We start from the raw sequence: 12,875 nt of genomic DNA on the forward strand, positions 1-12,875 counted from the left end.
AGAATCTGCGGCCATTGATGAGGATATATACTTTTATAATCATGAACGATACCAAAAAAGATTAAACGACCTTAACCCTGTGGAATACCGGGGCTAAAGTCGCTTAGATTGTATTTATTATTTCCACTGTCTACTTGACGGGGAGCAGTTCAAATTGAACCTGCTTATTTCCTATATTTTTCGGTCCAACACTTGAGGAGGCTGTTCAAGCCATTTTTCAGTGATGGTCAGGAGCAGGCCTTTTCCGTAAAACATCTTCATTTGGTTGGAGATTATCGTGAATTTGGTGACGATATCCGTCCTCAAACTGGAGGTCAGTGCCTGGTTGATCATGATGAAGCAGAACATTCCGAGGCATGTGTTTACGAAAAATAGCATGAGTTTATCGGAAAAAGGTGAATTTCTTACTTCAAAAATATTATAATCCCCGGAAGCTGAATAGGGGATGTTTTCTTTTTCAAAGACATCGCCAAGTGTCTCCAGGACTTTTTCGAGAGCATCTCTTCCTTTGCTGAAATGCTTCTTCACATCTTTATGAGAAGCCAGTTTACTGAAAGTGACAAGGATCATTTTCGAAAAGCGTGCCCGGTGGATGACTCTTGAAAGGTTGGCGACTTCGGCTGCATTCACCGGTCTTGAGCCGCCGAACAAGCCATTAAGGTATTTCATCTCATCAACCAGATCCACGGTATGATCCATCGCTACCTGCGGAGATTTTAGGTAGATACCCTGGGATAGCATTAGATCTGTAATTTCATTTTGTATTTGTACTGTGAATTCTATTGCCTTCTGGAAAAGATTCCTGACATCCTTCCTGGTGCAGTCGGGAAATGCGCTTGGGTATGTACTTAATGACAGCATCGTTATATCATGGCAAATATATAGGATGAAGGTGTCTGAAAATACCTTATCTGCATCCAGTCTGACATCCTTTTCAGTAAATCCCAATGGGATTGTCAGGTTCTCTTTTATAAAAATAGCCTTTAGATCTTCAAGGCTTTGTTCAGAAAAATTCACCAATTTTTCTACTATAGTTTTAACCTCTGGATCCTCAACAGTTGCCTGGAAATATTGAAAGAATCGCAACTCCATGCTGCTTTTCAAGTAGGAAGACCATATATTCGATATTTCCGTTGAGGTGAGATCTACGTTTGTTCCACTCATTCGGCGAGTCACTCCTTTGTTTTTATTGTTCGTTTTTGCCAGATATTTATTACAAATAGAAGAATTTAATTTGGGATTTTATATAGCTGAGTTCTTTTTTCAGAGAGACATCAGGTTTACATAGAAATAGATAGCATTGGAAAAACTTTTTTCAAAGGAGGAATGAAAATGAAAAAGCTTTTATTCATGTTTTTATTGGCGATTTCCATGTTCACTGTAACAGGCTGCGGCAATGACGCACCGCCTGAAGAAGGAGAACAGCTGGAAGATGTCGAGGAAGAAGATGAGATCGGTGATGGCGAAATAGATGATGAATAATCATAAAAAATCCGCTTCTTGATGAGGCGGATTTTTTTATGCTCTTTATTGCAACTTCTGTACATCTACAATTGACAAATGACCGGTCAGTCAGTAACATTATTATCGTCAATAAAGTTAATTTGAGGTAGGTGCAGCAGTGAAAAATTTAGTCAATTTTGTGCTTGGAAATAAACTGGCCGTGTGGCTGCTTACGATTATCATCACGGTATCTGGAATCTATTCTGGTACGCGGATGAACATGGAGACCATTCCGAATATATCCATTCCTTACTTGATGGTTATGGATGTTTATCCTGGTGCGACTCCTGAAAAAGTAATGGAGGATGTGTCGATCCCGATTGAAAAAGCAGTGGAGGGGCTGGAAGACGTTAAATATGTCTATTCAAATTCCTACTCCAATATGTCGAGTATCCAGGTCGAGTATGAGTATGGTATCGATATGGATGAAGCCAAACGGGCCTTACAATCGGCATTGGATATGGTGACTCTGCCGGAAGGGGCTCAGGAGCCGACAATCACGGCAATCAGCATGAACATGATGCCAGTGGCTGCATTGAGTGTCAGCAGCACTACAGAGGATATTGTCGAGCTGACATCAACTGTTGAGGAAATTATCCTTCCGAAGATCGATAAAATCGATGGTGTTGCATCTGTGACAATGACAGGCCAGCATATCGAAGAAGTCAAACTTATGTATGACGAGGCGAAGATGGCTCAGTTTGGCTTAACAGAAGCCAAAGTGAAGGAAATGATCCAGGCCAGCAACCTTGGCGTTTCATTAGGCCTTTTTGAGTTTAAAGAAGGGGAGCAGGCCGTTGCTGTCGATGGCAAGTTCACGACTACAGATGAATTGAAAAACATGCTGATTCCGGTCACTCCTTCTGCAGCCAATCCATCACCTTTTGTAAAACTAAGCGAAGTGGCTGAGGTTGAGCTGGTTGGTAAAGTTCAATCCATTTCCCGCACGAATGGGGAAGATGCGATTGCCCTGCAGATTGTCAAGGAACAGCAAGCGAATACTGTTGATGTAGTGAATGCAGTGAAAGATTTAATCAAGGAAGAAAAGTCCAAAATAGATGGTTTAGTCATTGATGTGTCACTTGACCAGGGAGAGCCAATTGAAGAATCAGTCTTTACGATGATTGAAAAAGCTTTATTTGGCGGATTGATTGCGATTCTTGTCATCCTTCTTTTCCTGCGTGACTTCAAATCTACGATTATATCAATTATCTCGATTCCAGTTTCGATATTTATGGCATTGCTGCTATTGAACTGGATGGATATCACACTTAATATCATGACACTGGGCGCAATTACTGTAGCGATTGGCCGTGTAATCGATGACTCGATCGTCGTCGTGGAAAATATATATCGACGCCTGCATTTAAAAGAAGAGAGATTGACAGGCCGGGCACTTGTGCGTGAAGCGACGATTGAAATGTTCAAGCCAATCCTATCTTCGACGCTTGTGACAGTTGCGGTATTTGCACCATTGATTTTCGTAGGCGGCATGGTAGGGGAATTATTCGCGCCATTTGCCTTGACGATGACCTTTGCACTGGGTGCTTCACTGATTGTAGCGATTACCATTGTGCCAGCGTTATCCCACTTTTTATTCAGGAAGAAGTTATATGGGGAGAAGACGGAAACCAGCCATAAGGAAGTTGGAAAAATGGCGCATTGGTATAAGGGCGTATTAAATAAGTCACTTAACCATAAGATTATCACTTCTCTCATTGCTGTTGTTCTTCTTGCTGGAAGTCTTGCCCTGACACCAATCATCGGTTTCAGCTTCATGGGCAGTGAAGAAGATAAAGTAATGTATCTGACTTACACACCTAAAGCAGGTGAGCTTAAGGATGAAACCATTGAAAATGTTGCTGAAGTAGAAGAAGAAATGCTGAAGCGCGATGACATCGATATCGTACAGGTATCGATCAACGAAGAGGCAGATCAGATGGCGGCCATGATGGGCGGAGGAGCAGGCGGAGCATTAATGTACCTGATCTTTGACCCAGATATGGAGAACTTTTCAGAAGTAAGGGATGAACTAGAGGAATATGTCTTCAACATTGGCCACAGCGGTGAATGGAAGAGCCAGAATTTCGGCGGAATGTCGATGCCTGAGAATGAAATCAGCTATACCTTGTACAGTGAGGATCTAAGCAAGTTAAATCAAACAGTCAAGATGGTAGAAGAGGAAATGCAGGCTGTTGATGGCTTGAAAGATGTAACTTCCAGTGCAGAAGATGCCTATGTAGAATATACCTTCAAGGTTGAGCAGGATGAATTGCTGCAATATGGTCTGACGGCAGGACAGATTGTCATGATGCTCAATCCGAACAAATCGAAAGAAATTTTGACGACTGTTGAAAAAGATGGAGAATCACTGGATGTCATTGTCCAGCAGGAGCAAGCTGAACAGCCAGAATCAATCGATGACATCCTTGCCACAGAAGTGCCAACAGCGCTGGGAACGACCTTGCCGCTGTCAGAATTGGTAACAGTTGAAGAAGGTACTACATTGAATACATTGGCCCGCAGCAAAGGCCAGTACTATGCTTCAGTATCAGGAACGGTCGTAAGCAAGGATATTTCAAAGGCAGCTGCTGATGCTGAAAAAGCAATTGATGAACTAGATTTGCCTAAAGGTGTGGAAGTTGGTGTGGCAGGTGTCCAGGCAGATATGACCGAAACATTCACCCAGCTTGGAGCTGCAATGCTTGCTGCGATTGCGATCGTCTACTTTATCCTGGTCGTTACCTTCCGTGAAGGTGTGGCACCATTTGCGATCCTATTCTCGCTTCCATTCGCAGTCATTGGTTCATTTGTTGGATTGCTGATCGCAGGTGAAACGATTTCTGTCTCAGTCATGATGGGTCTGTTGATGCTGATTGGTATCGTCGTAACGAACGCCATTGTGCTTGTAGACCGAATCATTCATATGGAAAGAGAAGGGCTGACAATGCGTGCAGCGGTCCTTGAGGCAGGAGCTACACGTTTACGTCCAATCCTTATGACCGCTATTGCTACGGTTGGTGCCTTGATTCCATTAGCAATCGGCTCAGGAGGAGGCGGACTGATCTCCAAAGGCCTTGCGATCACGGTAATTGGTGGCTTGATTAGCTCCACATTATTAACTCTGATTATCGTACCGATTGTATATGAAGTTCTATCAAGAATATTCAAGAAAAATCGTAAGGACATTGTAGAAAACTAATGAAAAGCCCTGATGGATGATTGATCGTCCTATCGGGGCTTTTTGTTATTCAGAAGTCTTCTAATCTGTTTGGTACTCAGTAAAGCCTTATTCTATATGGTTTTACTGACTTTTGATGATTAACAGCCGTATTTTGCTAATACGATAGGAATGTGGCTGCAACTTGGCTATAATAAAGCTTATTAAAAAGGAATTCGGAGGCTTAAACGATGTCTAATTTGCCAAATTGTCCAAAATGCAGTTCAGAATATACATATGAGGATGGACCGTTGCTCATTTGTCCAGAATGCGCCCATGAGTGGGATCCCGCGGCTGAGAGTGCAGATGATAGGAAGGTAATCAAAGATTCGAACGGAAATATTCTGAGCGATGGTGATACCGTTTCTGTCATCAAAGACCTTAAAGTGAAAGGTACTTCATCTGTAATTAAAATTGGCACGAAGGCTAAAAATATCCGTTTAGTTGATGGTGACCATGATATTGAGTGTAAACTAGAAGGATTTGGAGCGATGAAGCTTAAATCTGAATTTGTTAAGAAAATCTAACTTCCTTAAGCCAGGCATTGACCTGGCTTTTCTTTTTTATCTGCAATCTTCTTCCTCTGTCGTCATCCTTCGACGTTATCCTACATTGATTTTCCTGCCCATTACCGAGAGGGGAGGGGGACTGCCTGTTCTTATACAACCCACAGACCTGAGTGCTACTGGGTTTCGTTAATCTGCTTCCGAGATCCTTTTACTTTTTTCATCCTAGTCTTGCACTGCAACCGCAAATTTCAGGATCGTTTTTAATCTGTGTTTGATAGGAATATGGATTTTACACAGAAACCTCAGTTGAATATCTATCTATTTCTTCTTCACCTTTTTATGGGCACGCATTTTCCCTTTCTGTATTTGCATAAAATCTACCAATAAAAAGTGAGGGTAGGGGAGGGAGTTGGAGAAGGAATAATGGAAATTAATAGAAAAAATACGCGTTTTTAGCAGTCGTACACATAAAAGTAAACATGTATACAAAATGTAAACATCACGTGTACAATTATGTTTACAAGTATACGAATGCGTGTACATGCTGTTAAATCAATATGTATACAAGTTTGTATTCGTTGTGTACAATTATGTATACAATAACCTTCTGTTTACAACGCGTTTACATGTTTACATTTATATTTCTTTTTGTCCGTACTGCTTGCAGTATCTATTATTTACCTTTACCTTTAAAATAGTAAGTGAGTATACATAATTACTTAGATTTACATTAGATTATTGAAAAGGAATGATGAAAATGACGAAATCTAGAATTGCAGCTGTTGATGTTGGTAACGATTCTATTAAAGCTATTTTTGGAGAGTTCGATAATGAGCTCAATATCCCTAACATCGTAGCAAGGGATACAGAAGACCGTCCTGTCATCGGGATTGAGGAGCTTGATACGAAGGATCCTCTCGATGGAATTCATATCCGTGTCCACTCCCCTGCCCTGAAGGATAATAACGCGATTTATCGTGTCGGCAATCTAGCGACTAAAAGTGATAATGCGACAGAATTAGATCCTGGAAGCAGCAAGTCCGAGGAAGATCAGACATTGATCATGCTTTTTGCAACTCTTGCTTTGGATGCAGTGAAAGAAGAGAATGCAAAGCTTTTTCCGAAAAGCAAGAATGTCATCGATGCGAACTATACCCTTGGAACTGGACTTCCGCTTCGTGAAGTGAAGGAAGGAAAAGACGCAGGCTACCGTTCGAAACTTGTTGGATCCGTTCACCAGGTAGAATTCCTTGTTACTCCAAAGTATCAGGGCCTGAAAGTTAATATCAAATTTGATGAAGTGAAGGTATATCCAGAAGGATTCGCAGCTTATATCAATCTAGTAATGGATAACAGCCTAAAAATCATCAACAAGGATCTAATTGATAGAAGAATCCTGATCCAGGATATTGGCGGTTTATCTACTGATATCGCTGTCATCAAAAACCGCAATGTAGATGATGACAAGGCACAGGGCTTCAACCTTGGAGTTTCTGAGGCGCTCGAACAAATCAGGGAAGAAATCCGCAGCAAGCATGGCGTTGAACTGGACAGCCGCACAGATGTTGTAGAGATCATCACACGCAAAAATGACCGCAACCACATCATGGTTAAGGGAAGCCGTACAAGCGTCCATGATATCACGGACCGTATCCTTCTAGAACTGGCTAAGAAGCAATATCGCTTGCTTCGTAATGTTTGGGCAAAGAACTCACAAACGGAAATATGCTACTTTGTCGGCGGCGGTGCGACAGTCTTGAAAGAGTATATTAAGACATTGAACAATAATCTTGATGGCTATAACATCGAATTTTTCGAGGATGAAAAAGAAAGCATCTGGATGATGGCCAATGCTTACTATAAGCTCATCATGGATTATGTGAAGAAATCAGAGAAGAGCAGCAAAGCCACTTCTGAACCTGTTAAAAGCTAAAGTAAGGTGATCCCATGAAAAAAGCCAACCCAAATGAGATAAAAAGAGGACAAGCACTTTCGTTCCGTATCCCGTCTGATACACCAGACCATATCTTAAGGCAGCTTCAAAAATTAAAAGAAACTGAGAGAAGAAACTTCTCTAGCAAGATTGCAGATTATGTCTTGCAGGGTGTGGGGAATTCATATTCCAGGGAACGAGAAAGTATCACTATCCCTCTTCCGCGCAATCTCAGCAAATCGCAACGGGATTGGATCAAGCATGAGCATTCAGAGGCTTTGCTGGGCAATATCGTGTATCATCTGCTGACAGACCCCATACGGGCCACCGCACTGCTTGCATCATTGAACAGCAAGTCAACTGAAATAGACGAGGCCCTATTCCTTCAGGAAGAAGAAATGGATCTTCCGTCAGCAACTGTAACAGAGGACTCACCGGTAATAGAAGAAACAGCTTCAACAGCTGAGAACGACCCAATGGATGATGACCTTGATTCATTTGTGTGGGAATCGATTAAGCAAACGGAAACATCGGAAGAGGAAAGTGAAGAGAAGGAAGAGGAATTAGACGACCTTCTTGGAGACTTCCTTGCTAAAATGAATAAATAAGAAGAACCCATGGGCGCTTACCCATGGGTTTTTCTGCTTTTATTGATACGATTGCTCCAGTTCGTCAATCAATGAACCAACATAAGCAACAGCTTTTCGGACAGGTTCCGGTGTCGACATATCCAATCCCGCATGTTTCAGCAATTCCAGCGGCTTCATAGTGCCGCCCGCACGGAGCACCTCAAGCCAGCGATCCACGGCAGGCTGGCCTTCTTCCTTGATCAGCTGTGATACGGCAGTCGATGCGGTCAAGCCTGCAGAGTAGGTGTATGGATATAAGCCCATGTAATAATGAGGCTGGCGCATCCAAGTCAAGCCAGCTCCCTCATCGATTTCTACTGTACCGCCCCAGAAGCCTTCAAGGACATCCGTTTTGATTTCTGTAAGGGTCTTTGCAGTAAGGGCTTTGCCGGCTTCAGCATGGGCGTATACGCGGCGCTGATACTCTGCTTCAAGCAGGTGAGTGACAAAGTTATGATAATACGTTCCCAGAAGCTGCAGAATGACCCAGCGACTCATCTGGACATCTTCTTTATTTTTATCAAGAAGATGCTGTGCAAGAAGCATTTCATTCATGGTCGATGGGGCTTCAATAAAATACATGGACGGACGGACGTTCATGATGCGCTGGTTTTGATTCGCCAGGTAAAAATGTCCCGCATGACCGAACTCATGGGCAAGCGTAAAGCAGCCGCGCATATTGTCTGCCCATGTGATCAGGATATATGGATGTGAACCATAAGGGCTTGAACAGAATGCACCTGTTGATTTTCCGACATTATCAGCAAGGTCTACCCATCTTTCATCAAAGCCTTTTTTAATCATGGCCGTATAGTCAGGACCCATGACCTGCAAGGACTCTGTGATCAGGTCGCGAGCTTCTTCGTAGGTGATGGCTGGATCGAAATCAGGATCAAAAGGAGCCTTCAAGTCGCAGAACTTCATCTTATCAAGACCCAGCACCTTCTTCTTTAACTGGGCGAATCGGCGCATATGTGGTGCCAGTTCCTTGTAAATGATATCGATCTGATTATTGTACATTTCCTTTGTTACCTGCTGCGGTTCCAATAGCATATCGGTAACAGACTCATAGTTCCTCAGTTTTGCGAGGGTTACCTGTTTTTTCACTTCAGTTGCATAGGCAGCAGCGATTGTATTTTTATATTGTTTAAGTGTGGAGACAAAGGAATCATACGCTTTTCTGCGGACATATGTGTCTGGTGAAAATTCATAACGGCTCTCAAACAATGCAAAAGAAACAGGCAGCTCATTTTCTTCTTCGTCCTTAATGGATGCGAACTGCATATCGGCAAGTTTAGCCATACCGTAGATGTTATAAGGAGCTGCATGGACCTCTCCAAGCGCAGCGAGTACCTCTTCTGTTTCGGGCGATAGCTTGTGCTGTTTCATTTCTAATAGCTCAACTAAGTTCTTTCTGAATGGTTCCAGACCCGACTCTTCCTGTAGGAACTCTTCTACTTTCCCATCTTTAAACTCCAGTATTTCAGATGAGATAAAAGATAGAGCAGACAATGCCTGTGTGCCGATAGCTGCAACCTTTGCGGAGTTTGCCTGATTCACAGGATCTGTGCCATCCGCGGATTGCTTCAAGCTAGCATATGTGCGGACTTTGACCAGTTTCTTCGTCAATTCTTCTTGAGCAGTAAGACATTCAAGCAGTGATTTTGCACTAGTATGTAAGTTTCCTTTAAAGCCCGCGAATTCTTTGACGTCAGCTTCAATTTCTTCAAGTGCAGTCTCCCAGTCCGAATCCGACAGGAATAGGTCATCCAGGTTCCAAGTCAAATCCGCAGGGACCTCAAAGCGGACAGGACGCTTTTCAATCGTTTTAGTCAAATGAATCTCCCCCTTTATTCTCTATATTACTACGATAATCGAAATACTTTAAGAAAAATTTTAATTATTGAAAAAATTTTTAAAAATAATCATGGTTGATAGTAAAAAAATCTATAGAAAAGGTGCATCCTCTGGTTTATGATAATTAATAAATTCAGTATATATAGGTGGGAGCCAGTTGATCTTACTAGATTACTTAATTAACCTCTCGATGTTTTCATTAATGGTCAGTACTCCTTTAATCATTCGCTCTTATCTTAATCTAAAACCACTTAAGCATTTATGGATCTGGACGGGGCTATATGCAGGCGGTGTTTCTTCTGTGCTTGTCAGCTTATCGTTTCAGGATCAAGGTTACACATATGATATCCGGTATGCGGTAATCATTTTAGTCTTCGCGTATCTGGGACCAGGTGCCGGCATGATTACCGGCAGCATTGCATTGCTATCAAGATTAATGGTATCTGATAACTGGTTTCCAGCCATAATTGGCTGGTTAGTAGTCATGACCGTATTGTTCGTTATACAAAAATTCACTGTACATTTTCAGCCAGTCAAGAGGTATTTGATCTTGCTGGGTTCCTACGTAGTTACATATATTATTACTGTACCGATCGTTTTAAACGTGATTAGAGATAATCCAGTTTTTCACCTTCAATACTTATTGTTTATTTCAATCGGAGTGTTCCTTGGTGGAATCATGATCGAGTCATATGAAAAGTTATACAGAATTATTAAAGAACGTAAGAGGATGGAGCAGACCCTGGACGAAAGCGAATCAAAATATCGTCTCATAGCTGAGAATACATCTGACCTCATCATGGTAATGAATAAAGAACATGCTGTAAGTTATCTTTCTCCCTCACATGAAGTGGTGCTGGGATATAGTGTTCTGGAGCTAGAGAAAATAGATTTATGTAAGTTAATTCATCCTGATGACGTCGTCTATTTTAGGGAAACAATTTCCGAAATCGCCAAAAGTAAAGAATCAAAGCCAGTTGAGTTTCGTTTTCAGCATCTCACTGGAAAATGGATAGAATTTGAGTCCCGCTGCATGCCGGTATTAAGTGATGATCAATTGATTGAACATATTGTGATCATAAGCAGGGATATTTCTGAGCGAAAAAAAGCGGAAGAGATTCTTTTGCAATCGGAAAAGTTATCGATTGTTGGGGAACTGGCAGCAGGGGTAGCCCATGAAATACGGAATCCGCTCACTACAATAAAGGGGTTTGTACAGCTCTATGGAAAAGAAAATGAATCAAATGAAATACATGAGTTGCTTCTAAGCGAACTAGAAAGGATCGAAACAATAACAAGTGAAATGCTTTCTTTAGGGAAACCTCAGGCTATTCAGCTTAACAGGGCTAACTTATGTGATTTGATGGATCATACGGTCGAATTCTTATCCCCGCAAGCCAATATGAAAAATATCCAATTCAGCCGAAGTTATCTGGGTACAGATTTCTTCATAGTATGTGAGAAAAACCAGATCAAGCAGTTGTTCCTGAATGTTTTTAAAAATGCGATGGAGGCCATGCCTAAGGGTGGAAATGTCGATATAAAACTGAAAAAAGGGATAGATGGTGAATGTATCATTTCTATTCAAGATGAAGGGTGCGGAATTCCAGAAGAATTACTTCCTCGCCTAGGAGAGCCATTTTACACATTGAAGGAGAAAGGAACGGGTCTCGGCTTAATGATTTGCCATAAAATCATTAAACAGCACAATGGGACGATTTCCTATCATAGTAAGTTAAACGATGGGACCTTAGTTGAAATAAAACTCCCCTTAGCGAATTAAAAGGAGGATGGCGAAATAAGCCATCCTCCTTCTTGCTTTTATTGGTCCAATGAATGAGAAGGTTTTGATCGTGCCTGATAGAATTGGTACAAAACCAGGGCAACTATAGATAAAACAATCCCTGAAATATAAGGCATTCCAATGGCAATCGAGAACAGCCATCCGCCTAATGGCGGTCCGATAATTCTGCCAAGAGAATCAAAGGATGAAAGCAATCCAGTCGTGCCGCCATGACCAGTCGTCGATTTTTTTGTCAGTAATGAAGAGACACTTGGCCGTATCAACCCATTTCCAATTCCAAAAATCGTCAGGAATAACGCGGCAGTCCCAAACCCTTCAGTCAGGAGGATCAATCCAAACCCTGCTGCTGAAATGACAATACCCAGCTGGATGACCGTACCCTCGCCAAGCGTCTTTGTCAGCCTGCCGACTAATCCTCCCTGTACGATGGCTCCTGCCAATCCCATGATCATGAAAATGTATCCTAATTCGACGGAACCAAGCCCTGCTTTTTCAGCAGCAAAATAAGCAAAGGTTGCCTCTAGTCCTGCAAGAGAAAGTGAGACGAACAACTGAAGGAGGAATAGCATGGAGAGCGGTCCATTCAGAGCCTTCAATAAAGACGTTCTTTCCTTTTGCTGATTGTTGCGCTGTTCAGGTGAAAGCGACTCTTTCAATACAAAAGTAACGAATAGGAACGTAATCAGTGATGTCGCTCCTGCAAGGAAAAAAGGTGTGCTCAGGCTGGATTGTGAAAAGACGCCGCCAATCGCAGGACCGAAAATAAACCCGAGTCCGACTGCCGCACCAATAATTCCCATACCTTTACCACGATCTTCCTCGGATGTGATATCCGCGACATAAGCCATGACGGTCGGCATATTAGCCGAGGACAAAAATCCGCCAATGATCCTTGCTGCAAACAGCATCCAAAGCTCAGTGGAAAGGGCCATGAGGAAAAAGGAAAGGGACAGCCCGAGAATACCGATCATAATGACGGGCTTTCTGCCAATCCTGTCGGAAATTCGGCCCCACATTGGTGCGAAAAGGAACTGCATCAAGGAATAGACCGCCATCAACAAGCCTAGTTGAGTTGGCGTTGCCCCGATTTCTTCTGCATAAAAAGGAATGACTGGAATGATAATTCCAAAGCCGACCATCACGAGAAACATGACTAAAAATAAAATAGGCAAAGCCTTTTTGGTGTTCATCTTTATATTCACTCCATTACATCAACGGTTTCATTGCTAGTAGGTACACAATAATAAAAATTATATCAGAAACCCCAAAGGTATAGCGAAAATTACTTTTCGATAGTGGAAACAAAATTTTAAAAGCGATCGGCCCTCTCTAGAAGATTAGCATTTGGTATTTTAGGATTTATCATTCAAAACTTTAATATAGACCGGAATGAGTTGAAGAATGAGTCTAGAATGGGACC

General features: G+C 42.1%; 10 protein-coding genes. 7 read left to right on the plus strand and 3 right to left on the minus strand.

Features of this window, described 5'->3' with window-relative positions; all coding sequences use genetic code 11:
* Window positions 1-13: 13 nt before the first annotated feature.
* Window positions 14-97 carry an IS3 family transposase gene (locus tag AB5I83_RS07195; RefSeq protein WP_448975243.1) on the plus strand — a complete coding sequence of 28 codons (84 nt, stop codon included), beginning with the start codon at window positions 14-16 and terminating at the stop codon, window positions 95-97.
* Between the two features lie 74 nt (window positions 98-171).
* Here AB5I83_RS07195 and AB5I83_RS07200 read toward each other — a convergent pair whose 3' ends face one another.
* Window positions 172-1,164 (minus strand): DUF3231 family protein, encoded by a 993-nt coding sequence (locus AB5I83_RS07200; RefSeq protein WP_448974092.1) that lies wholly within the window; start codon window positions 1,162-1,164, stop codon window positions 172-174.
* A gap of 168 nt (window positions 1,165-1,332) precedes the next feature.
* Between AB5I83_RS07200 and AB5I83_RS07205 the strand changes: the two genes are divergently transcribed.
* From AB5I83_RS07205 to AB5I83_RS07225, 5 genes are all read left to right on the plus strand, one after another.
* Window positions 1,333-1,482: a hypothetical protein gene (locus tag AB5I83_RS07205; protein ID WP_023613442.1), complete on the plus strand. Its 150-nt coding sequence runs from the start codon at window positions 1,333-1,335 to the stop codon at window positions 1,480-1,482.
* Between the two features lie 139 nt (window positions 1,483-1,621).
* Window positions 1,622-4,705, plus strand: coding sequence for an efflux RND transporter permease subunit (locus AB5I83_RS07210; RefSeq protein ID WP_448974094.1), 3,084 nt, complete (start codon window positions 1,622-1,624; stop codon window positions 4,703-4,705).
* A gap of 209 nt (window positions 4,706-4,914) precedes the next feature.
* Complete coding sequence (locus AB5I83_RS07215; protein WP_448974096.1) at window positions 4,915-5,250, plus strand: zinc ribbon domain-containing protein YjdM; 336 nt, start codon at window positions 4,915-4,917, stop codon at window positions 5,248-5,250.
* 739 nt (window positions 5,251-5,989) lie between these two features.
* Entirely contained in the window at window positions 5,990-7,165 is a 1,176-nt protein-coding gene (locus AB5I83_RS07220) for a ParM/StbA family protein (RefSeq protein WP_226642674.1), read from the plus strand.
* A gap of 14 nt (window positions 7,166-7,179) precedes the next feature.
* Entirely contained in the window at window positions 7,180-7,773 is a 594-nt protein-coding gene (locus tag AB5I83_RS07225) for a hypothetical protein (protein ID WP_448974099.1), read from the plus strand.
* A 39-nt stretch (window positions 7,774-7,812) separates the two neighbouring features.
* On the opposite strand, the gene pepF is transcribed toward AB5I83_RS07225, so the two are convergent.
* The gene (gene pepF, locus AB5I83_RS07230) at window positions 7,813-9,630 is read right to left on the minus strand and encodes an oligoendopeptidase F (RefSeq protein WP_448974101.1); all 1,818 of its coding nucleotides are present in this window, start codon (window positions 9,628-9,630) and stop codon (window positions 7,813-7,815) included.
* Window positions 9,631-9,808: 178 nt separating this feature from the next.
* Here pepF and AB5I83_RS07235 point away from each other — a divergent pair, with 178 nt between their 5' ends.
* Window positions 9,809-11,434 carry an ATP-binding protein gene (locus AB5I83_RS07235; RefSeq protein ID WP_448974103.1) on the plus strand — a complete coding sequence of 542 codons (1,626 nt, stop codon included), beginning with the start codon at window positions 9,809-9,811 and terminating at the stop codon, window positions 11,432-11,434.
* Between the two features lie 38 nt (window positions 11,435-11,472).
* Here AB5I83_RS07235 and AB5I83_RS07240 read toward each other — a convergent pair whose 3' ends face one another.
* Window positions 11,473-12,645, minus strand: coding sequence for an MFS transporter (locus AB5I83_RS07240; protein WP_448974105.1), 1,173 nt, complete (start codon window positions 12,643-12,645; stop codon window positions 11,473-11,475).
* Window positions 12,646-12,875: the final 230 nt, after the last annotated feature.

Source organism: Mesobacillus sp. LC4, from assembly GCF_053543455.1.

Coding starts and splice junctions, on each gene's coding strand:
- AB5I83_RS07200 (WP_448974092.1), bottom strand. CDS start 1,164: ATGAGTGGAACAAACGTAGATCTCACCTCAACGGAAATATCGAATATA.
- AB5I83_RS07205 (WP_023613442.1), top strand. CDS start 1,333: ATGAAAAAGCTTTTATTCATGTTTTTATTGGCGATTTCCATGTTCACT.
- AB5I83_RS07215 (WP_448974096.1), top strand. CDS start 4,915: ATGTCTAATTTGCCAAATTGTCCAAAATGCAGTTCAGAATATACATAT.
- AB5I83_RS07220 (WP_226642674.1), top strand. CDS start 5,990: ATGACGAAATCTAGAATTGCAGCTGTTGATGTTGGTAACGATTCTATT.
- AB5I83_RS07225 (WP_448974099.1), top strand. CDS start 7,180: ATGAAAAAAGCCAACCCAAATGAGATAAAAAGAGGACAAGCACTTTCG.
- AB5I83_RS07240 (WP_448974105.1), bottom strand. CDS start 12,645: ATGAACACCAAAAAGGCTTTGCCTATTTTATTTTTAGTCATGTTTCTC.